Source organism: Sphingomonas sp. SphC10 (genome assembly GCF_057004845.1).
The window spans coordinates 71066-92394 of record NZ_CM168044.1 but is presented as its reverse complement, the minus strand read 5'-3'; the positions used below and the strand labels follow the sequence as shown (position 1 = coordinate 92394).

The 21329-nt window shown below is 67.3% G+C and carries 16 protein-coding genes; 6 read left to right on the top strand and 10 right to left on the bottom strand.

The features are described 5' to 3' along the window. Window positions 1–246: 246 nt before the first annotated feature. The 6 genes from ACWKSV_RS00410 to ACWKSV_RS00385 all read right to left on the bottom strand — a co-directional run bounded on the left by ACWKSV_RS00410 (window position 247) and on the right by ACWKSV_RS00385 (window position 8691). Window positions 247–801: a GNAT family N-acetyltransferase gene (locus ACWKSV_RS00410; protein ID WP_076717992.1), complete on the bottom strand. Its 555-nt coding sequence runs from the start codon at window positions 799–801 to the stop codon at window positions 247–249. Then, window positions 798–1355 (bottom strand): 4'-phosphopantetheinyl transferase superfamily protein, encoded by a 558-nt coding sequence (locus tag ACWKSV_RS00405; protein ID WP_076715410.1) that lies wholly within the window; start codon window positions 1353–1355, stop codon window positions 798–800. The genes ACWKSV_RS00410 and ACWKSV_RS00405 overlap by 4 nt, the downstream gene beginning before the upstream one ends. Then, the gene (locus ACWKSV_RS00400; protein ID WP_076715408.1) at window positions 1352–5359 is read right to left on the bottom strand and encodes a Pls/PosA family non-ribosomal peptide synthetase; all 4008 of its coding nucleotides are present in this window, start codon (window positions 5357–5359) and stop codon (window positions 1352–1354) included. The genes ACWKSV_RS00405 and ACWKSV_RS00400 overlap by 4 nt, the downstream gene beginning before the upstream one ends. 38 nt (window positions 5360–5397) lie before the next feature. Then, window positions 5398–6360: a glycoside hydrolase family 130 protein gene (locus tag ACWKSV_RS00395; protein WP_156884209.1), complete on the bottom strand. Its 963-nt coding sequence runs from the start codon at window positions 6358–6360 to the stop codon at window positions 5398–5400. Further along, on the bottom strand, window positions 6357–7124 hold the full coding sequence (locus ACWKSV_RS00390; protein WP_237243546.1) for an SDR family oxidoreductase: 768 nt from the start codon (window positions 7122–7124) through the stop codon (window positions 6357–6359). The genes ACWKSV_RS00395 and ACWKSV_RS00390 overlap by 4 nt, the downstream gene beginning before the upstream one ends. 82 nt (window positions 7125–7206) lie before the next feature. Further along, window positions 7207–8691 carry an MFS transporter gene (locus ACWKSV_RS00385; RefSeq protein ID WP_076715407.1) on the bottom strand — a complete coding sequence of 495 codons (1485 nt, stop codon included), beginning with the start codon at window positions 8689–8691 and terminating at the stop codon, window positions 7207–7209. Between the two features lie 295 nt (window positions 8692–8986). Between ACWKSV_RS00385 and ACWKSV_RS00380 the strand changes: the two genes are divergently transcribed. The 6 genes from ACWKSV_RS00380 to map all read left to right on the top strand — a co-directional run bounded on the left by ACWKSV_RS00380 (window position 8987) and on the right by map (window position 15130). After that, window positions 8987–10006, top strand: coding sequence for an alpha/beta fold hydrolase (locus ACWKSV_RS00380; protein WP_076715406.1), 1020 nt, complete (start codon window positions 8987–8989; stop codon window positions 10004–10006). Between the two features lie 208 nt (window positions 10007–10214). Then, window positions 10215–11381: a Na+/H+ antiporter NhaA gene (nhaA, locus tag ACWKSV_RS00375; protein WP_076717987.1), complete on the top strand. Its 1167-nt coding sequence runs from the start codon at window positions 10215–10217 to the stop codon at window positions 11379–11381. 60 nt (window positions 11382–11441) lie between these two features. After that, entirely contained in the window at window positions 11442–13550 is a 2109-nt protein-coding gene (locus tag ACWKSV_RS00370) for a S9 family peptidase (RefSeq protein ID WP_076715404.1), read from the top strand. 204 nt (window positions 13551–13754) lie between these two features. Continuing rightward, on the top strand, window positions 13755–14114 hold the full coding sequence (locus ACWKSV_RS00365; RefSeq protein WP_076715403.1) for a YbaN family protein: 360 nt from the start codon (window positions 13755–13757) through the stop codon (window positions 14112–14114). 43 nt (window positions 14115–14157) lie between these two features. Beyond that, a complete protein-coding gene (locus ACWKSV_RS00360; RefSeq protein WP_056439147.1) occupies window positions 14158–14364 on the top strand; it encodes a ParD-like family protein in 207 nt (68 codons plus the stop codon). Window position 14365: 1 nt separating this feature from the next. Beyond that, window positions 14366–15130, top strand: a complete 765-nt coding sequence (gene map / locus ACWKSV_RS00355) for a type I methionyl aminopeptidase (RefSeq protein WP_076715401.1) — start codon at window positions 14366–14368, stop codon at window positions 15128–15130. 170 nt (window positions 15131–15300) lie between these two features. Here map and ACWKSV_RS00350 read toward each other — a convergent pair whose 3' ends face one another. Genes ACWKSV_RS00350 through kdpB form a run of 4 tightly spaced genes read right to left on the bottom strand, consistent with a single transcriptional unit; the run spans window position 15301 to window position 21325 of the window. Then, window positions 15301–15984 carry a response regulator transcription factor gene (locus tag ACWKSV_RS00350; protein ID WP_076715400.1) on the bottom strand — a complete coding sequence of 228 codons (684 nt, stop codon included), beginning with the start codon at window positions 15982–15984 and terminating at the stop codon, window positions 15301–15303. Then, entirely contained in the window at window positions 15984–18665 is a 2682-nt protein-coding gene (locus ACWKSV_RS00345) for a DUF4118 domain-containing protein (protein ID WP_076715398.1), read from the bottom strand. Before ACWKSV_RS00345 ends, ACWKSV_RS00350 begins: the two co-directional genes overlap by 1 nt. Further along, window positions 18662–19234 (bottom strand): potassium-transporting ATPase subunit KdpC, encoded by a 573-nt coding sequence (gene kdpC, locus ACWKSV_RS00340; RefSeq protein ID WP_076715397.1) that lies wholly within the window; start codon window positions 19232–19234, stop codon window positions 18662–18664. The genes ACWKSV_RS00345 and kdpC overlap by 4 nt, the downstream gene beginning before the upstream one ends. A 54-nt stretch (window positions 19235–19288) precedes the next feature. Continuing rightward, window positions 19289–21325, bottom strand: a complete 2037-nt coding sequence (gene kdpB / locus ACWKSV_RS00335) for a potassium-transporting ATPase subunit KdpB (protein ID WP_076715395.1) — start codon at window positions 21323–21325, stop codon at window positions 19289–19291. Window positions 21326–21329 lie beyond the last annotated feature (4 nt).

The window sequence follows — 21329 nt, the reverse complement described above, 5'->3', positions numbered from 1 at the left end:
CTTAATTCCGATTAATAACATCGACTTATCGGTGACACGGTTTTCATGGTGCCACCGGCCTGTCAACTCCGATAACGGATGAATTACAAAGGTTTGTAAAGTTTTCCTGTTTCGACTCCGCAACAATGGCGGATAACGTAGGGGAATGGATAAGGCGGGCTCCGGCGGCGTTGCGGGTCCTCCTGCTCCTTATCGATGCAGACGGCGCAGCGAGCGAATCGCTCGTCGCAATACGCTCGGTCGGCCCTAAGGCCTGCCACCTTCCCGTTCGGGTGAAGACAGGTTGCGAACGACCGTCGCCAGCGCGTCGTCGCGGCGGGCCGCCAGTTCGTCCGCCGACACCTTCGCCAGGTCGAAGCGCAGCTCGTGCATGGTCATGCCGGAGCGATAACCTTCGGGCCAGACGGCGGTCTGCTCGAAGCCGCAGCGCAGGAAGAAGAGCGCCACCCGAGGCGAGGTGTCGACCGTGACATAGCGCGTCACCGGCCGCGCATGGACCGAGACATGGTGCAACCGTGCCAGCAGCAACAGCCGCCCCAGGCCGCCACCATGCCAGGCTGGCGCCGCCATGCCCCAATAGAGCAGCGCCTTGTTGTAATGCTCCCAGACCTCATAACCGCCGAACGCCGCCGCGCGTCCGTCGATCGCAACGACAAAGGCGGGGCCATCGGGCTCGTCCAGCGTCTCGATCAGCCAGTCGCGGTCCCCTGCCCCGAAATAGTCGGCGCGGTTGGCGTCGAAGATCGTCAGCACGTCGTCGCGGTCGGTCTCCGCATAGGGGCGGACGACGACGTCCCTCATGCCCATAGCGCCACCGTCTCAATCGCGCTGTCGTCATCGCGGGTCCAGCAATGCGCGTCTCGCTCTCCCTGCCGGTGCGCGGTCGCCTGCCGGTCGTCGATCAGTCGCGTCTCGATCGTCTCGGCGGCGATATGCCGGGGGTCGCCGATCAGCTTGGCATAGGCCTCCTTGATCGTCCACCGGCGCAGCCATTGGCGCGACGGATCGGTCGCGTCACGCACGGCACGCGCCTCCGCCGGGGTCAGCATGTCCCAGAGCGGCGGGGCACTGTCGATGATCTCGCGATCCACCGCTATCGGCCGCCGCGCCGCCGCGATCAGGCAGGCCTCCCCCCGTCCGGCAAGGCCGATATACCAGCCTTGCGGGGCCGCGACCTGCGGCTGCCCGGTCGCACTCCGCGCCAGCCGGACCGGTCCGCCCGCCAGCCGAGAAAGCAACGCTTCGACCAGCGGCGCGCGCTTCCCTCGCCCCGGATCGGCCGTGCGCCAGATGACGGGGGCTTGGCCATCCCATTCCAGCCGGTCGAGCGGCCCGTCATGGCGCAGCGGCATCATGCCTCGGTGACGATCCGGGCCGGGCTGCCCTCCCAATTGGTACCGTCGGGCAACGTCTCGCCCTTCATGACGACCGACAGGTCGCCCAGCTGCGCATCCGCACCCACTTCGGCATCGTACAGCACGATCGCCAGCGAGCCGATGGTGGCACGGTCGCCGACCTTGATCGCACCGACCTTCATCACCCGGTCCTCGAACAGATGGGTCTGGAGCCCGGCATAATCGTTCAGCGCGACATCGTCGCCGATCGTGACCAGGTCATGCTCGGTCAGGTCGGTGGTGTCGATATAGCAGCGCTTGCCGACCTTGGCGCCCATCAGCCGGAGATAGAGGCCGATCCAGGGCGTGCCCCGCAACGGCTCCAGCAGGTTGGCGACGGCGAGGTTCTCATAGGTCGCTGTGACCAGTTCGGTGCGCCAGACGAAGGTGCTCCACAAGGGCGCAGTCCGGGCCCGGTAGCGCCCGACCACCAGCCACTTCAGCGCCAGCACAAACGCACCGCAGGCCAGGCAGAAGCCGACATAAAGGAACGGAAAGGCCGAGATGATGACCAGCCCGCCGCGCTCCAGATCGTCGAGATCGCCGACCACCGACAAGAGCGCGCTGAAGAACACCAGAAAGGCGGTAAGCGACAGGGTGGTGCGGATCGCCTCGATCGACAGGCGTGTCGCGATCAGGCCGCGCGACGGATTGAAGCGCGCGCCCTCGTCGAACATCGTCGCCACCTGCCGCACCGGCAGCTTGATGGCGGGCGAGCCGAACCAGGTGCTGCCCGCCTCGGTCGCCAGGTTGGGGTCCTCGGGCGGCTTGGAGAGGACGCCGATCAGCACCTCGTCACCGATCTGCGCGCCGGTGGGCAGCAGCGCGGAGTTGCCGATGAAGCTGCGACGGCCGATCTTGGTATGCGCCAGTTCGATGGTGCCATGGCCGATCTTGGCCGCGCCGAAGATGACCGAGTCCGCGATGAAGCTCTCCGGTCCGATCTCGACCAGGTCGGGGACGATGGCGCTGGCGGTCGAAATCTCCGCCCGCCGCCCGACCTTCACGCCCAGCGCCCGGTACCAGGGGATGACATAGAGCGTGGCGAAGATCGGGTGGAGCAGCCGCAGCGCCAGGTCGTTGATCTGCCGGACCATCCAGTAGCGGACATAGAACCAGCTATCGAGGCGATAGACGCCCGGCTTCACCCGGCCCAGGATCAGCCGCTTGGCGAGCACCGTCAGCACGCACATCATGACGATATAGGTCGCGGCGAGCAGCGGCGAGACGAGCATGTACCCGTAACCGGTCGTCGCCCAGTCCAGCTCGATCAACGCGATCAGGCCCGGCGCGATCGGCAGGATGGCGATGATCGGCAGCAGCAGCGCGCCGATGAAGATCGCCAGCGACGGCCCGGCCCGCTTGCCCGTCGTGACGACCTCGCCCGGCTCGACCATCCGGTCGAAGGCGGCGGGCGAACCGGTCCAGCGTTGCCGCGCGGGGATCACCGTCTCGGCGGGAAGCGCGGCCATGTCGTCGAGGATCGCATCATCCTCTAGAGCCGAATTGCGGCCGACCACCGACTGGCCGCCGACGAACGCGCGGTCGCCCAGCGTCACCGTGCCCAACCGCAGCAGACCGCGCTCGACCGAGCTGGTCGCCATCACCGCCTGGTCGCTGACGATGGCATCGTCGCCGCAGGCGAACAGGTCGGCGGTGTCGATGACGCCATTGCCGATATAGGCGCGCTTGCCGATCTTGGCGCCCAGCATCCGGTAATAGCCCCCGATCATCGGCGTACCCGCCAGATAGGGCGTCGCCGTCACCGCGATGATCCGCCGCACCAGCCACCAGCGGAAATAGGTGCCGCCCCACAGCGGATAGTCTCCCGCCTTGAACCGCCCGGCGATCAGCCACTTGGCGGCGATCGAGAACAGCATCGAGGCGACCGGCACGATGGTGAAGAACAGCGCACTCAGGACCAGCGCATCGATGCGCGGCATCCGCCCGGCCAGATGGGTATAGGCCACATAGGGGAAGAACCATTGCAGCCCGGCAATGGTATAGACGGGCAACAGCGCGACCGTCTGCGCCGCGACACAGAGCCAGCGCTTCCATTCGGGGACGCGGTGGAAGCTGTCTTCGGTCGCCACCGCCACGGGCGGGGTGCCGCCGATCCGGGTCGCCAGCGCTCGGATGGTCGGCGCGGCATAGAGGTCTTCCAGCGACAGCCCCTCCAGCCCCGCGACCTTGCGCGCCGCCGAGACGAGGCGCGCGGCCTTCAGAGAGTGACCGCCCAAATCCTCGAACAGATCGTCGGTAACGGACACCGGCTGCGGCGCGAAGGCTTCGGTCCAGATGGCGTGGAGCTTTTCCTCCATCGATGTGGCGGGCGCTTCGAGCTTGCGGCCGGTGTCGACGGTAATTTCCGGTTTTATTAGCGCCTTGCGATCGACTTTGCCCGAGGCGGGCAAGGTCGGCAGCGCCGCCAGCTGCTGATAGGCGGCGGGGCGCATATAATTGGGCAGGCGTTCGGTGACGCGTGCCTTGATGTCGGCGATGTCGATCGTCTCACCGCTGCGCGCCACGAAGAAGGCGGCCAGAAACTCCGAACCATCGGCGTCGGTGAACAGGTGGACGACCGCCTGCGCGACGCCCGGCGCCTCGCCGATCACTGCCTCGATCTCGGCAAGTTCGACGCGGAAGCCGCGAATTTTCACCTGGGTGTCGATGCGCCCGACGAAATCGATGTCCCCCGCCGCGTCGAGCCGAACCAGGTCGCCCGAACGATAGATACGCTCCGGCGCGCCCGACACGGTGTCGAACGGGGTCATGGTGAACTTCTCGGCCGTCAGGTCTGGGCGGTTGACGTAACCGACGCCGACGCCGGGGCCGCCGATGACCAGTTCGCCCTCCTGCCCCGCCTCGACCGGCTGCAACGCCTCGTCGACGATCCAGGCGGTATAGCCGGGCAGCGGCTTGCCGATGGTGATGCGCTTGCCCGGCTGCACCTCGGTCCAGGTCGCCGTCACCGAGGTTTCGGTCGGGCCATAGGTGTTGAGCAACCGCAGGCCGGGCCGCGCCAGACGGCGCGGCAGGTCGGCGGGGCACGCCTCACCGCCCATGTTGATCAGGCGAAGCGTCGGCACCGGATGCTCGACCAGCGCGATCAGCGAGGGAACGACATGCCAGATGGTCGTCTTTTCCGCCGCCAGCGTGACGGCGACGTCGGGGCCGCTCGCGGCCAGCGGCTCGGTCGCGACGAGCAGCTTGGCGCCGACGAAGAACGCGCTCCACATCGTCTCGACCGACATGTCGAAGGCCAGGCTGAACCCGCCGAACACGATGTCGTCGGGCTCCAGCGCCAGGATCGCGCTTTCGGAACGGACCAGGTGACAGGCATTGGCATGGGTGATCATCACCCCCTTGGGCCGCCCGGTGGTGCCCGAGGTATAGATGATATAGGCCAGATCGTGGCGGTCCGATCCCGTCACCTCGCGCCCCATCGGCACCGGCGGCTCGGCAGCCAGGTCGCCCAGCTCGGCATCCAGCGCGAGCGTCGCGCCCGGTATCTCCGCCGCCCGTGCGCCGGTGGTAATGGTCAGCGCGGCGCCGCTATCCTCGATGATGAAGGCGATGCGGTCCTGCGGATAACCCCAGTCGACCGGCACATAGGCCGCGCCCGAACGCAGCACGCCCAGGATCGCCATATACTGGTCCAGCCCGCGCGGCAGGCACAGGACGACGCGGTCGCCCTTCCCCACGCCCTGCGCCCGCAGCCGGTGCGCCAGCGACAGGCTGCGCTGCGCCAGCATGTCATAGGTCCATTCGGTCGAGCGGCCGAACTCCTCGTCCGCGCCGATCAGCTTCAGCGCGGTCGTCCAGCCGCGCGTCCGGCATGTCGCGCCGAACAGCTCGTGCAGCAGCTCGTCACGGGCATAGGGCCGGTCGGGACGCAGCGCCGGGGCCGGGGCGATCGCGGCGTGGATGCTCGGGACGGCGGGGGCTTCGGTATCTCCGAGCATCGACGGACTTTCTTGCGCAAGGATATTTACGGGGCGGCTCAGCTGCGCCGGATCAGCGCTCGCGACAATCGCCGGTCCTCCAGCGAATAATAGAGCCAGATGCCATCCTCGGCGACCACGACGGAGGCGGCGAAGGCGATGTCGGTCGCGCCGCGATCATCGGCCGGCGGCGGCAGGATCAGCGGCTCGATCCCGCGCGCGACGACGCGGGTATAATGCTCGTCGAACGCGACCCAGCCGATCCGCCAGCGCGCATCGCGGGTCGCGCCGTTATAGAACATCACCGGGCAGCTCTTGTCGTCGGTCAGCAGCGGGCCGGTCGACAGGTGCCAGTCGTCCCAGCTCTTCTCGCGCGGCATGAAGGGCGTCGGTTGCTCGGTCCATGGCCCCGCCACATCCTCGCCGATGGCCAGGCCGATGCGCGATGCCTCGTCCGCGGCATATTCGTAGAACAGCCGCCAGCGCCCGTCCGCCGTCCGGTCGACCGTCGCCTCCTTGGTATTGCCCTCCGACTTGGAGGATGCGAGCGCGACGCCGCTCTTCTCCAGCCGGTCGATCGACGGCCCGGCGGCATAGGACAGCTCGCCATGCGCGTGATCGGCCAGCACGCCCGAATAATAGACGATATAGCCGTCCTCGGTGCGCACGACCGTCGGATCCTCGACCCCACCCGCATCATGCTCACCCGGCCCCGGCGCGATGGACGGCGTGTCGAGCATCGTGAAATGCCGCCCGTCCTCGCTCCACCCGGCCCAGATCACGCCGGTATCGGTCAGCGTCTCACCCTGCGGCACGACGGCGCGGACCATCATGCCCCAGCGGCCATCGGCCTCGCGCCAGACATAGGGGCTCATCAAGTCGCGGGCCATCAGCTCCGGCGGGCCGTCGAGCGTCACCTCCTCGATACGCTTGACGTTGAAGTCGAGGTCGAGCGGCGTATCGGCCACCTGGTCCTTGCGATGCGGATCGGCGACCGAGCGGTTCACATCGGCCCCCGTCATGCGCCGAGCGCCTGCATCAGCGACAGACCGCCGTCGATGACGATGCGCGCGCCGGTGATGTAGCGTGCCTTGTCGGAGGCGAGGAAGACGGCCAGATCCGCGACCTCCGACGCCTTGCCCGCGCGGCCCATCGGGATGTTCTTCTCCAGACTGGCGCGATAGGCCGGATCGGCCTGCGCCTTGGCGTTCATCGGGGTCAGGATCATGCCCGGCTCGATCGCGTTCACCCGGACACCGCGCGGTGCCTCCTCGATGGCCAGCGTCTCGACCAGCGTGGTCAGCCCGCCCTTGGCCGCGCAATAATCCGCACCGCCCGCGCGCACCGCATAGGCGTGGATCGACGAAATCTGAAGGATCGTCGCATCCCCCTTCGCCTCGCCCCGCCCGGTCAGGAAGCGGCGCGAGGTCAGGAAGGCACCGGTCAGGTCGGTGTCGATCATCCGCTGCCAATGCGCCAGCGTCATGTCGCGGACGGCAACGCCCGCCATGTTGACCCCGGCGGAATTGACCAGCACGTCGGCCGCGCCCCACGCCTTCTCGACGGTGGCAAAGGCTTGGTCGACCGAGGCTTCGTCATCGACGCCGACCTGCACCGTCATCGCCTCGCCGCCTGCCTTGCGCACCGCCTCGGCGGAAATGTCGGCGGCGCCCTGATCGCTGTGGAACAGGATCGCGACCCTGGCCCCGGTCGCGCCGAACGCCTCGGCACAGGCCGCGCCGATCCCGGACTCGGCTCCCGTCACGATTACCGTCTGCGCTGCCACCGGCCTTCTCCTATATGGGATGAACGCCGGTAACGATTTCTATGCTGGATCGTTGCTGAACGGGAATGACATTAAAAATCCGTCATTCATCGCTATCCCCATGTCCATGATGCCCGCTCATCGCCGCGCCCGCATCGGGGGCGAAGCGCCGGTTCCAGATGACCGCCGAGGCCGAGATGATTGCCACCACGATGAACGCCGCCGAGAAGCTGTTCAGCGTCGGCCCGCCCTTCCCCTCGACCAGCGAACCCAGCTCCAGCACGGTCGCGGCGGTGCAGATGCCCAGCGACAGGGTCAGTTGCTGGAAGGTCGCGTAGAAGCTGGTCGCCGCACTCATCCGGTCCTTGTCCACATCGGCATAGGCGATCGCGTTGAAGCCCGTGAACTGGAACGAGGTGAAGAAGCCCGACAGCGCCAGGATGAAGGTGATGAGCGGGATCGACCAGTCGGGGCGGAAGAACGCACAGGTGGCATAGCCCGCACTGCTTGCCAGACCCGACACGATCAGGCTGCGGCGAAAGCCCCAGCGACGCAGGACGCGCGGCGCGAGCGCCTTCATCGCCAGCGCACCGACCGCACCCGCCATGGTGATCGTGCCCGTCTTGGCAGCACTGAGGCCGAAGCCGAGCTGGAACATCAGCGGCAGCAGAAAGGGCTGCGCCCCCTGCGTGATCCGGGTCAGCGAACCGCCGATCACCGACAGGCGAAAGGTCGGCACCCGCATCAGCGTCGGGTCGAGGATCGGGTCGGTCGTATGCCGCGCATGGCGGATATAGAGCCATCCGAAGACCGCGCCGATCACCAACAGGCCAAGCGCGACCAGGCCGGTGCCGGGGCGACTGGCCAGTTCGAACCCGAACAACAGGCAGCCGAGCGAGATACCCGACAGGAAGAAGCCCGACACGTCGAACCGCAACCGCGCATCGCCGCGCACCTCGGGCACCAGCATCCACGCACCGATCATGCCGATGATGCCGATCGGAATGTTGAGATAGAAGATCCAGCGCCAGTCGAGCCACGTCACGATGAACCCGCCCAGCGGCGGCCCCAGGATCGGCCCGATCAGCGCGGGCATGACCAGCCAGGACAGCGCCTGCACCATGTCCGCCTTGGCGACGCTGCGCAGCAGGACTAGCCGCCCGACCGGCACCATCATCGCGCCGCCAATGCCTTGCAGGAAACGCGCGGCGACCAAAGTCGGCAGCGACCCCGACTGCGCGCACAGGATCGATCCGAGCAGGAACACCCCGATCGCCGAGCAGAAGATGGTGCGCGACCCGAATTTGTCGGCCAGCGTCCCGCTGGCGGGAATGAACAGCGCCAGCGCGAGCAGATAGCTGGTCAGCGCCAGGCTGAGGCTGGTGGCGGGGGTCGCCAGATCGCGCGCCATGGTGGGAAGCGCGACGGTCAGGACGGTGCCGTCGAGTTGCTGCATGAACAGCGCGGAGGCGACGACGAGCGCGATGACACGGTAGCCACGGGTCTGCACCGGCTCTTCCGAACGGGGGGCGCCGCTGGTCACCGCCTCGACACCGGGGGCCAGCCCATCATTCACATCCGCACTCATCGAAGCCAGGTTACGCCGTCGCCACCGCATGTCATTCCATTCGTCAATCGCGCACCCCCAATGTCCTAAAACGCGATAGCGCCCCCTGCGATCAAGGCCCGTGACGAAGTTTTGCCCATGCTGGCCAATATTTTCGCATTCCTCGCCTTGCACAGGAGGAATGAACTCTTCTGCCATTCTCGTACGCCACCTGCCCCGCCCGCCGCCCGGATTGCCTCGGTCGCCAGGACAGGAACGGAACGGCGCCAAATCACCCGAGTTTGGGAACGGTCCACGCAAAGGGTCTTGTCCGCTGATGCCGACGATCACCACCGACCATCTTTCCATCGCTTGCGACCTGTACGGATCGGAAGAGTCGCCCGTCGTCCTGCTGCTCCATGGCTGGCCGGACGATGCGACCACCTGGGACCGGGTCGCGCCGCGTCTGGCACAGGCGGGCCTGCGCGTCGTCGTGCCCACCTTGCGCGGGTTCGGGGCGACGCGGTTCCGCCATGACCATACGCCCCGCACCGGCGACAGCGCGATCCTGGCATTGGATGCGATCGCGTTGATGGATGCGCTGGGCATCGACCGGTTCATGGTCGCCGGCCATGACTGGGGCAGCAACATCGCCGAGGCGCTGGCCGTGGGCTGGCCCGAGCGGGTGCGCAGGCTGGCGATGCTCAGCACGCCGCCGCGCCTGGGGGGCATGCCGACCCCGTCCTTCGACCAGGCGCAGCGCCAATGGTATCACTGGTTCATGGCGACCCGGCGCGGTGCGCAGGCAGTGCGCGACGACCGGCGCGGCTTTGCCCATATCCACTGGATCAATTGGTCGCCGCCCGGCTGGTTCGACGAGGCAACGTTCGACGGCGTCGCCAAGTCCTTCGACAATCCCGACTGGCCTGCCGTGACGATCCACAGCTATCGCGCCCGCTGGGACGAGGCCCAGCCCGACCCGCGCGGGACATGGCTGGCCGACCGGATAAAGGCGACGAAGACGCTGGCGCTGCCGACGCTCTATCTGCACGGAGAGGTCGACGGGGTGAACCCGCACTCCACGGCGCGCGACGTGCCGGGCAAGTTCAGCGGGCCGTTCACGATGGTCGAACTGCCCGGCGTCGGCCATTTCCCGCAGCGCGAGAATCCCGAGGCGGTGACGCGGCACCTGATCGAGCTGTTCGTCGATGCCGAGGGGGATCAGAGCCATTGGAAGATCGCCGCCGGGGTCGCGGCAGCAGGGCTGTTGGCGGCGGCGATTGGCTTTGCCTGCACTCGGCGCGGGGAGGACGAACAATCCTCCCCGGAACGGGGAGGTGGCAGCGCGGAGCGCTGACGGAGGGGGGCTTCCCCATGGGACGCCCCTAGCGGCACGCCCCCTCCACCAGCTTCGCTGGTCCCCCTCCCCGTACTGGGGAGGATTAATCTTGCCCCACTCCCTGCGTCATGCGACATCGCTCCCCAGGGTGTTCGTGGACAAGTCACGGGCAGGATGATCGTTGGTCGGGCCGCCAGCGAGGATAAGTCCTGCCGGAGCCATGGCCATGTCACACCCGACGCGCATCAGCGCGATCCGTCGTTTCCTCGACTCCCAGACCTCGGCCGGACTGGTGCTGATGGCCGCCGCCGCCGTCGCGCTGGTCCTCGCCAATTCGCCGCTATCCGCCGGATATGCCGGACTGCTTCACCGGCATTGGGGGCCGCTGTCCGTCGAGCATTGGATCAATGACGGCCTGATGGCGGTGTTCTTCCTGCTGGTCGGGCTGGAGATCAAGCGCGAGGTGCTGGACGGGCAGCTGTCCACCTGGCCGCGCCGAATCCTGCCGGGGCTGGCCGCGCTGGGGGGCATGGTGGTGCCAGCGTTGATCTATCTCGCCTTCAATCGCGGCGGCACCGCGTCCGGCTGGGCGATCCCGGCGGCGACCGACATCGCCTTTGCGCTGGCCGTCATCCGGCTGGTCGGCGACAGGGTTCCGGCATCGCTGCGCGTCTTTCTGGCGGCGCTGGCGATCATCGACGATCTGGGCGCGGTCGCGGTGATCGCGGCCTTTTACTCCTCATCGCTGTCGCTGGTCGATCTGGGCGGGGCGGCCGCGATGCTCGCGTTGCTGGTGGCGTTCAACCGGACGGGTGTGAAGCGGCTGTCGCCCTATCTGCTCGTCGGGCTGGTCCTGTGGGTCTTCATGATCCGGTCAGGCATCCACGCCACCATTGCGGGTGTCCTGCTGGCCTTCACCATCCCGATGACCCGTACCCCGGCCCGCCCCGATTGCGAGGACGATACGCGCGACAGCCCGCTCCACCGGCTGGAACATGCGCTGCACAAGCCGGTGGGTTTCCTGATCGTACCGATCTTCGGGCTGGCCAATGCCGGTGTGCCGGTGCTGGGATTGCCGGTGAGCGCCTTTGCCGCGCCGGTCACGCTGGGCGTCGGGCTGGGGCTGTTGCTCGGCAAGGTCGTCGGCGTGTTCGGCATGACGATGCTGGCGGTACGCATCGGAATCGCCGACGCGCCCGCCCATGCCACGACGACCCAGATGCTGGGCACGGCGCTCCTTTGCGGCATCGGCTTTACGATGAGCATCTTCATCACGCTGCTCGCCTTTCCCGGCGATCCGCTGCTCCAGGCGGAGGCCAAGCTGGGTGTGCTGGCGGGATCGCTGGTGGCGGGGCTGCTCGGTTACGGGCTTCTGCGCCGGGCCGCCCGATGACGCTTGCGTGAGCCGAGCCGGACCGCCATCCTGCCGACTTCGGAACGAGGGGGCACGGCGATGCGGTGGCTGGCGGCAACGGGTTTGATGGCGCTGGCAAGCCCGGCGATGGCGCAACAGATGACGCCGCCGGTCGCGGCCAAGAAGCCCTATCAGGTCCCCTCGCCCCATGGCGCGCGGGAGGACGAATATTACTGGCTGCGCGACGATACCCGGAAGAACCCGGAGATGCTCGCCTATCTGAACGCCGAGAATGCCTATGCCGATGCGCAACTGGCCGCGCTGAAACCGCTCGAGGCGAAACTTTACGCCGAGACGGTCGCCCATATCAAACAGGATGACAGCAGCGTTCCGTACCGCCAGAACGGATATTGGTATTCGTCGCGCTTCGCGACCGGTGCCGACTATCCTCTGATCGAACGCCGCCAGGGCAGCGCCACCGCCCCCGCCACCATCTTGTTCGATCAGCCCGCCATGGCGAAGGGCCACAATTTCTTCGCGCTGTCCGACTGGGCGGTCAGCCCCGACAACAGGCTGGTCGCCTGGGCCGAGGACACGGTCGGGCGGCGGCAATATGTGCTGAAGGTCAAGGATATCGCGACCGGGCGCATTTACGAAGACACGATCACGAATATCGAGCCGAACATCGTCTGGGCGGCGGACAATCGCACCATCCTCTACATCGCCAAGGACCCCACGACGCTGCGCGGCTATCGTGCGATGGCCCATGTGCTGGGCACGCCGGTCAGCGCCGATCGGATGCTGTACGAGGAAAAGGACGACACCTTCAGCATCGGCGTCGGCCGGACGACCGACGACCGCTATATCTGTATCGGCGTCCAGAGCACGGTCAGCGACGAGCAACGCTGTGCCCCCGCCGCCCGACCGACCGCCTTCACCGTCATCGCGCCGCGTGAGCGCGAGTTCCGTTATAGCGCCGACCATCTGGGTCATCGCTGGATCATCCGCACCAATCGCGGCGCGAAGAACTACAAGCTGGTGACGCTGGCCGATGCCGACATGGCCAGGGGGGCCGCCGCCTGGCGCGACCTGGTGCCCGGCAGCGACGCCGTGTTCATCGAGGCGTTCAAGCCGTTCGACGGCTTCGTCGCGATCGACCAGCGCGAGGGCGGCAACCGCATGATCCGCCTGCTGACCGATGCGGGCAAGTCCGTGCCCGTCAAGGCGGACGAGCCCGCCTATCGCATGGGCCTGTCGATCAACGAAGAGCCGGACACGCTTTGGGTCCGCTATACCTATGGCTCGCTGGTCACGCCGACCACGACCTATGAGATCAACGCCCGCACCGGCGAGCGCCGGACGCTGAAGGTGACGCCGGTCCCCGGCTATGACCCGGCGCACTATGTCACCGAACGGGTCTGGGCACCCGCCCGCGACGGGACGCGCATCCCGGTGTCAATCGTGTACCGCAAGGGCGTGAAGCGCGACGGCACCGCGCCGCTCTTCCAATATGCCTATGGCAGTTACGGCATCTCGACCGATCCCTCGGTCGATGCGGGGCGGATCGGGTTGCTCGACCGGGGCGTGGTCTATGCCATCGCGCATATCCGGGGCGGGCAGGAAATGGGGCGCGGCTGGTATGATGACGGCCATCTGCTCAACAAGAAGAACAGCTTCACCGACTTCATCGACGTGACCCGCTATCTGGTCGCGCAGAAATATGCCGCGCCCGGCCGGGTTGCGGCAATGGGCGGCAGCGCGGGCGGTCTGCTGATGGGCGGCGTCGCGAACATGGCGCCGCAGGATTACAAGCTGATCATCGCGCAGGTGCCATTCGTCGATGTGGTCACGACGATGCTCGACGCCTCGATCCCGCTGACGACCTTCGAATATGACGAATGGGGCAATCCCGCCAACAAGCCCTATTACGACTATATGCTCAGCTACTCGCCCTACGACAATGTCGCAGGCAAAGCCTATCCGGCGCTCTATGTCGGGACCGGCCTGTGGGACAGCCAGGTGCAATATTACGAGCCCGCCAAATGGGTCGCCCGGCTGCGCGCCAGGAAGACCGATACTAATCCGCTGCTGTTCCGGGTCAACATGGAGGCCGGGCATGGCGGCAAGTCGGGACGGTTCGAGCGGATACGGCAGAATGCGGAGTGGCAGGCGTTCATGCTGTCGCAATTGGGGGTGGCTGGTTCGTAATTTCCGAGGTTTCAGCCCGTGCGGCCTGCCCTCCCCCAGCCCCTCCCGCCTGCGGGAGGGGCGTAAGAAAAGCATTCATTCGCAACGTGCCGCGCCAAGCTCCCCTCCCGCAGGCGGGAGGGGCTGGGGGAGGGAAAGGCCCCAAGCAAAGTCGCTGATGGTGAGGCCCTTCCCCCCACCCCCACACCCCGCTACGCATCACATATGATACGGCTCGGCTGGCTCATCCTGGGGTGCCTGTTCGTCGCGCTCGGCGTGATCGGGGCGATCCTTCCGCTGATGCCGACGACGATCTTCCTGATCCTGGCGGCAGGCTGTTTCGCGCGGTCCTCGCCCCGGCTGGAGGCGTGGTTGCTCGACCATCCCCGCTTCGGCCCGACCCTGCGCGCGTGGCGGCAGGACGGCGCGATCGGACGCCGGGGCAAGGCCATGGCGTGCGGGGGCATGACGCTGGGTTATGGACTGTTCCTGCTGGGGGCACGCCCGCACTGGCCATTGGCGCTGCTGGTCGCCGCCGTCATGGCAAGCTGCGCGACCTTCGTCCTGACCCGCCCGACCGCCTGAACCGGCTTGCGCGATCAATATACGGACCATATATGCTTCATATATGGGTATCGTAAAAATCGACGACCAGCTTCACGAAGAAATCCGCCGCGCCAGCACGGTCATGTGCCGCTCGATCAACGCACAGGCGGAATTCTGGATGAAGATGGGCATGCTGGCCGAGGCCAATCCGACGCTGACCTTCCACGAGATCGTGAAGGCGCAGATGGCCGCCGCCGATTTCCCCCTGCCGCAACCGCTGGTCGCCTGACATGGTGAAGACAACAGAGGAACTGGCGCTGATGCGCGTCTCCGGGCGCTTGCTGGCGCAGGTGTTCGAGATGCTCGACGGGGTGAGCCTGTCCGGCATGTCGACGCTGGCGATCAACGATCTGGTCGAGCGTTATATCACCCACGACCTGTCGGCGCGGCCCGCGAGCAAGGGGCAGTACGGCTTTGCCTATGTGCTCAACAGCTCGATCAACCAGGTCGTCTGCCACGGCGTGCCGAGCGCGGAGGACGTGATCAAGGACGGCGACATCGTCAATCTGGACATCACGCTGGAAAAGAACGGCTTCATCGCGGATTCGAGCAAGACCTATATGGTCGGCGAGGTGTCGCCGGGCGCGAGGCGGCTGGTCCGCGTGACGCAGGAAGCGATGTGGAAAGGCATCCGCCAGGTGCGCCCCGGCGCGCGACTGGGCGATATCGGCGCGGCGATCGAGAAACATGCCAAGGCGAACGGCTATTCGGTGGTCCGCGACTATTGCGGCCACGGCATCGGGCGCGAGATGCACGAGGCCCCGGACGTGATGCATTTCGGGCGGCCGGGCACGGGCGTGCCGCTGCGCGAAGGCATGACCTTCACCATCGAGCCGATGATCAACCAGGGCACGCGCAAGGTATCGACCAGCGACGATGGCTGGACGGTGGTGACCGATGACGGAAAACTGTCCGCCCAGTTCGAGCATACGGTTGCGGTGACGAAGACGGGGGTCGAGGTGCTGACCCTGCGGGCGGGGGAGAAGGCGGGCTAAATCCGCTCCCCGGCGAAGGCCGGGGCCTAGTTTCGGTGAAGCATGAGGCGCGCGGGGCGATGCGTGGGGGGCCTATGCCGAGCGCTCGCTATGGCCTCCCCCGCATTGTCTCGCGCGCTTCGACTTTCGTGGCAACTGGGCCCCGGCCTTCGCCGGGGAACAAGGCGCTCTTACCCCTCGACCCGCAACCGATACCCCACCCCCAGCTCGTTCGCGATGACACTCCCGACCGGCTGTGGCGCCTCCAGCTTCTGGCGCAGGTTGCGCACCACGATGCGCAGGTAATCGATACGCGGGTCCTCGTCCCCGCCCCAGGCGGCGTCGATGATCTTGTCATGCGTCACCACCCGGCCGGGATGGCGCGCCAACACGGCCAGCACGTCATATTCCTTGCGCGTCAGATGCTGTTCCTCACCACCGCGCGTCACGATGCGCCGGTCAAGATCGATCGCCAGATCGCCGGTCTTCACCACGCTCGGCGCCGCCTCCGCCGCCCGCCGGTGCCGCAACGCCACGCGCAGCCGCGCCAGCAATTCGTCCGTGTCGAACGGCTTGGTGACATAATCGTCCGCGCCCAGATCGAGCGCGGCGACCTTCTCCTCGGTCGCCTCGCGCGCCGAGACGACCAGGATCACCCGTTCCGCCCCGCGCAACAGCGGGATCAGGCTCAGCCCGTCGCGGTCGGGCAGCCCCAGGTCGAGCAGCACCGCATCGGGATGGTCCGCCGCCGCGCGCGTAAGCGCCTCGCGCCCGTCGCGCGCCTCGACCACCAGATGCCCTGCTTGCTCCAGCGTGTTGCGCAGCAGGCGACGGATCGCAACTTCATCATCCACCACCAGGATCGTCGCGGGCATCAGGCCATTCCCTCCGGCGCCCCATCACACATGATAAGGTCGCGCATAATATGGTCGCGCGGGAAGCAGAGCGCGAAGGCCGCGCCCTCGCCATCCTCGCGGTTGCCCGCCTCTACGCCCAGACCCATGGCCTCGGCAAAGGCCTTGACGATGGCGAGGCCGAGACCCGTGCCGCCCGCCACCCGGTCCGAGCCTTCCAGCCGCCGGAACGTCTCGAACACTTCCGCTTCACGGCCGGGCGGCAGGCCGGGGCCATGGTCGAGCACCGACAGGCGCAAGGTGCCGTGGCGGTGCCGCCCCTCGATCACGATCTCGGTCCCCGGATCGCCATAGCGCCCGGCATTGTCGAGCAGGTTGAGCAGGCAATGATGCAGCAGTTGCGGATCAGCGCGGACCAAAGGCAGGTCGGGCGGCACGTCGAGACGTACCGAATGCCCCTCCAGCGCACGGCGGGCGTCATGCGCCGCGCCGGTCACCGCATCGCTCAGGTCGATCGCCTCGATCCTCAGCTTGAGCGCCCCTGCCTCGACTCGCGCCATGTCGAGCAGATTGGCGACGAAGCGGTTGAGCCGCGCCGCCTCCCCCTCGATGGTCGAAATCAGCTCGAACGTGGCGCCCTGCCGCAGTTGCGCGGCGGCGGCCATCACGGCGGTCAGCGGCGTGCGCAGATCATGGCTGACCGAGGACAGTAACGCCGCACGAAGCCGGTCGCGAGTACGCACCGCATCGACGTCGCGCACCTCAGCCTCCAGCCGCAGCCGTTCGAGGATCAGCGCGGCCTGGTCGATCAACCCTGTCAACAAAGGCAGGCGGTCGGCGCGCACCGGCTCACCCCCGGCCTCCCGCGCCAGCCCCAACACGGCGAGCGTCCGATTTCCTGCCTTGAGCGGCTGGAACAGCCATTCGGACGCGGCCAGCGTCGCCGATCCCTTGCCCGCGGGCGTGCCGGTGTCGAAAGCCCAGTGGGCGGCGGCCATCTCCATGGTCTCCAGCCGGTAATCGGGTTTGGTCGCCGCCTGTACCGCCAGCCCGGCGGGCGACGGGGTGAGCAACACCGCCTGCACGTCGAACAGCCTGGCGATGTCTTCGCAAATGACACGCGACGCCTCGGCCGGGTCGGCCAGGCCACTTAGGCGGTGGAGGAAACCTGCCAACGTCGCATTGTCCCGCGCACTCGCCGCTGCGAGATCGGCCTGCGCCCGCACGCGCGAGGTCAACTGGCTGGTCGCGACGGCGACGCCCAGCAGGACGAAGATCGAGATGACGTTTTCAGGATTGCTGACGCTCAGCGTGCCGACGGGGGGCAGGAAGAAGAAGTTATAGGCCAAGCTCGACGCGAGTCCCGCGAACAAGCCCGTGCGCAGGCCATAGAGGCTCGCCGCCGCCATGACCGGCAACAGATAGAGCAGCGCGACATTGCCGAGGTTCAGGATGTGGAACAGCGCGCTCGCCAGCCCGGTGACGCCCGTCACCCCCGCCAGCGTCAGCGCATAGCCGGTGGGTGAGCCCCATTGCCCGCGCCGGCGGGTCCGCTCGCGCTCGACCGGCACTTCGCCGACCGGTAGGACATGGACGGTGACGCCGGGCGTCTCGCGCACCAGCCGGTCGACAACCGAGCCGTGCCTCAGCTCGAACCAGCGCGAGCGCTTGGCCTTGCCGACGACCAGCTGCGTGGCGCGGGCGTCGGTAAGGAAGGCGCGGATACCCTCGACCACGCTGGGCGCGGGCACGGTCGCCACCGCCGCGCCCAGCTGTGTCGCCAGCGTCATGGTCGCGGCCAGCCGCCGATGCTGCGCCTCGCCCAACGTCGCGGTGCGCGGCGTGTCGATGAACAAGGCGGTCCATGGCGCGCGGAGCGCATCCGCCGCGCGCTTGGCGGCGCGGACCAGTTCGTCGGCACCGGGCAGTTCGCTGACCGCGACGACCAGCCGCTCGCCCGCCGCCCATTGTCCGCCGACACCCAGCGACCGGACATGGTCGAGCATCTGCGCATCGACCGCCTGCGCCGCCCTTCGCAGTGCCAGTTCGCGCAAGGCCGACAGGTTGGACTTGGAGAAGAAATGCGACAGCGCGCGCGTCGCTTCCTGCGGCAGATAGACCTTGCCCGCCTTCAACCGCTCGATCAGTTCGTCGGGGGGGATGTCGACCACCTCGATCTCGGCGGCCTCCAATATGCGGTCGGGCACCGTCTCGCGCACGCGGACGCGGGTGAAGCTGGCGACGACGTCGTTCAGGCTCTCGACGTGCTGGATGTTGACGGTGGAATAGACGTCGATCCCCGCCGCCAGCAGTTCCTCGACATCCTGATAGCGTTTGGGATGGCGGCTGCCCGGCGCATTGGTGTGCGCCAGTTCGTCGACCAGTGCGAGACGGGGTGCGCGATCCAGGACCGCGTCGATGTCCATCTCGTGCAGCGTCCGCCCCTCATAGGGGACGGCACGGCGCGGCATGACCTCCTGCCCCCGGACCAGCGCCTCGGTCTCGACGCGGCCATGGGTTTCCACGACCGCCACGACGACATCGACGCCGTCGCGACGGCGGGCGGCGCCCTCGGACAGCATCTCGAACGTCTTGCCGACGCCGGGTGCCGCCCCGAGAAAGATTTTCAGGCGGCCGCGCCCCTCACGCTCGGCGGCGCGCAGCAGGGCATCGGGGTCGGGGCGCGGCTCGCCTGCCGTCATGGCTTGGAAGCGGCGTCCAGTGCGCGATTGAGGGCGAGGACGTTGACATGCGGGTCACCCAGCACCGAGTCCTCGGTCTTCGCGACGACCAGCGCGCGAACCTGCTCGACACCCAGGCCCCGGACGCGGGCGATGCGGGCGGCCTGCGCCAGTGCGGCTTCGGGCGACAGATCGGGGTCGAGACCCGAACCGCTGGTGGTGACGAGGTCGGCGGGTATCCCGCCCATCACACCCTCGGCGCGACGCTTGGCGACATCGGCCTTCACCCGGTCGGCCAATGCCTGCGAGGTCGGCCCGAGGTTGGAACCCGACGAGGCCAGCCCATCATAGCCCTTGCCCGCCGCCGAGGGTCGCGTCTGGAAGTAACGGTTGCTGGTGAATGCCTGCCCGACGACCTCGGAGCCGATCACCCGGCCATTCGCCTTGACCAAACTGCCATTCGCCTGATGCGGGAAGATCGCCTGTCCGATGCCGGTCATCGCCAGAGGATAGACCAAGCCGAGCAGGATCGCGAACAGGATCGTCATGACGATCGCGGGCCGAAATGCGGAGGTAATGTCCGTGTTCATGATATTTCCTTCCTCAAGCCCCTCCCCTTCAGGGGAGGGACTGTTATCCTCAACTCACGCGAGGCCGAGGCCACCGACCACAAGGTCGATGATCTTGATGCCGACGAACGGCGCGATCAGGCCGCCCAGGCCATAGACGGCGAGGTTGCGGGCGAGCAGCGGCCCCGCCCCCATCGGCTTGTAGGCGACGCCCTTCAGCGCCAGCGGCACGAGCAGCGGGATGATCAGCGCGTTGAAGATGATCGCGCTCAGGATCGCCGATTGCGGCGTCGCCAGACCCATGACGTTCAGCACGCCGAGACCCGGATAGAGCGCCACGAACATCGCCGGGATGATCGCGAAATACTTCGCCACGTCATTGGCGACCGAGAAGGTCGTCAGCGCGCCGCGCGTCATCAGCAACTGCTTGCCGAGGCCGACGACCTCGATCAGCTTGGTCGGATCGCTGTCCAGATCGACCATGTTGCCCGCCTCGCGCGCGGCCTGGGTGCCGGTGTTCATCGCGACGCCGACATCCGCCTGCGCCAGTGCCGGCGCATCGTTGGTGCCGTCGCCGCACATCGCGACCAGCTTGCCGCCCTGCTGTTCCTGACGGATCAGCGCCAGCTTGTCCTCCGGCGTTGCCTGGGCGAGGAAGTCGTCCACGCCCGCCTCGGCGGCGATGGCGGCGGCGGTCAGGGGGTTGTCGCCCGTGATCATCACCGTGCGGATGCCCATGCGACGGAGTTCGCCGAAGCGCTCGCGAATGCCCGCCTTGACCACATCCTTCAGGAAGATGGCGCCGAGCAACCGGCCATTTTCCGCCACCGCCAGCGGGGTGCCGCCCGCCCGCGCGATCTCGTCGCTGATGCGACGTAGCTGCGTCGCCGCCGCTGTCTCACCCACACCCGGATGGGCGCGCAAGATCGAGTCGACCGCACCCTTCTGGATCAGCCGATCACCAATCCTCACGCCCGAGATACGGGTCTGGGCGGTGAAGGGGATGATCTCGGCGTTCGCTGGCAGGCTGGCGACCGACACCTTGAACTGCTCGCGCGCCAGGACGACGATCGAGCGGCCTTCGGGCGTCTCGTCGGCCAGGCTCGCCATCAGCGCCGCCTCGGCCAGCGCATCGACATCCGAGCCACCGACGGCGCGGAACTCGCTCGCCTGGCGGTCGCCGATGGTGATGGTGCCCGTCTTGTCGAGCAACAGCACGTCGACGTCGCCCGCCGCCTCGACCGCACGACCCGACTTGGCGAGCACGTTGAAGCGGACGAGCCGGTCCATGCCCGCAATACCGATCGCCGACAGCAACGCTGCGATGGTCGTGGGGATCAGGGTGATGAGCAAAGCCGCCAGGATCGCCACCGGGATGCTGCCCCCCGCGAAGGAGGCAAAGCCCGGAATGGTGCCGACCGCGATCAGGAAGATGATGGTCAGGCCGACGAGCAATATGGTTAGCGCCACCTCGTTCGGGGTCTTCTGCCGTTCGGCGCCCTCGACCAGCGCGATCATGCGGTCGAGGAAACCCTGGCCCGGATTGACCGTCACCTTGACGCGAATTTCATCAGAGATGACGCGCGTGCCCGCCGTCACCGCCGAACGGTCGCCGCCCGCCTCGCGGATGACGGGCGCGCTCTCGCCGGTGATCGCGGCTTCGTTGACGCTCGCCACACCCGCGACGACTTCGCCGTCCGAGGGGATCAGGTCGCCGGTCTCGACCAGCACCACGTCGCCGATCTTGAGCGCGCTGGCGGGAACATTCTCCCACTCATGGCCAGCGCCCTTCAGCCGCTTGGCAGTGAGTTCGGCCTTGGCGGCGCGAAGCGAGGCCGCCTGCGCCTTGCCGCGCCCTTCCGCCAGGGCTTCGGCAAAGGTGCCGAACAACACGGTCAGCCACAGCCAGACGACCAGTTGCAGCTTGAAGCCGGTGGTCAGCCCGTCATGCCCGACGACGAGCAGGACGGTCAGCAGCGCGGCAACCACCGCGGTCACGAACATCACCGGGTTGCGGATCAACTCGCGGGGATTGAGTTTGACGAACGAGGCCTTGATCGCCGGGAGCACGAGCTCGGCGGTGAACAGGCTCTTGGTAGGGGAATTGGCCATGAAT

Excerpts from the sequence above, each read along its gene's own strand:
- ACWKSV_RS00410 (WP_076717992.1), bottom strand. The coding sequence starts at position 801 with ATGAGGGACGTCGTCGTCCGCCCCTATGCGGAGACCGACCGCGACGAC.
- ACWKSV_RS00405 (WP_076715410.1), bottom strand. The coding sequence starts at position 1,355 with ATGATGCCGCTGCGCCATGACGGGCCGCTCGACCGGCTGGAATGGGAT.
- ACWKSV_RS00400 (WP_076715408.1), bottom strand. The coding sequence starts at position 5,359 with ATGCTCGGAGATACCGAAGCCCCCGCCGTCCCGAGCATCCACGCCGCG.
- ACWKSV_RS00395 (WP_156884209.1), bottom strand. The coding sequence starts at position 6,360 with ATGACGGGGGCCGATGTGAACCGCTCGGTCGCCGATCCGCATCGCAAG.
- ACWKSV_RS00385 (WP_076715407.1), bottom strand. The coding sequence starts at position 8,691 with ATGAGTGCGGATGTGAATGATGGGCTGGCCCCCGGTGTCGAGGCGGTG.
- ACWKSV_RS00380 (WP_076715406.1), top strand. The coding sequence starts at position 8,987 with ATGCCGACGATCACCACCGACCATCTTTCCATCGCTTGCGACCTGTAC.
- nhaA (WP_076717987.1), top strand. The coding sequence starts at position 10,215 with ATGTCACACCCGACGCGCATCAGCGCGATCCGTCGTTTCCTCGACTCC.
- ACWKSV_RS00370 (WP_076715404.1), top strand. The coding sequence starts at position 11,442 with ATGCGGTGGCTGGCGGCAACGGGTTTGATGGCGCTGGCAAGCCCGGCG.
- ACWKSV_RS00365 (WP_076715403.1), top strand. The coding sequence starts at position 13,755 with ATGATACGGCTCGGCTGGCTCATCCTGGGGTGCCTGTTCGTCGCGCTC.
- ACWKSV_RS00360 (WP_056439147.1), top strand. The coding sequence starts at position 14,158 with ATGGGTATCGTAAAAATCGACGACCAGCTTCACGAAGAAATCCGCCGC.
- map (WP_076715401.1), top strand. The coding sequence starts at position 14,366 with ATGGTGAAGACAACAGAGGAACTGGCGCTGATGCGCGTCTCCGGGCGC.
- ACWKSV_RS00350 (WP_076715400.1), bottom strand. The coding sequence starts at position 15,984 with ATGCCCGCGACGATCCTGGTGGTGGATGATGAAGTTGCGATCCGTCGC.
- ACWKSV_RS00345 (WP_076715398.1), bottom strand. The coding sequence starts at position 18,665 with ATGACGGCAGGCGAGCCGCGCCCCGACCCCGATGCCCTGCTGCGCGCC.
- kdpC (WP_076715397.1), bottom strand. The coding sequence starts at position 19,234 with ATGAACACGGACATTACCTCCGCATTTCGGCCCGCGATCGTCATGACG.
- kdpB (WP_076715395.1), bottom strand. The coding sequence starts at position 21,325 with ATGGCCAATTCCCCTACCAAGAGCCTGTTCACCGCCGAGCTCGTGCTC.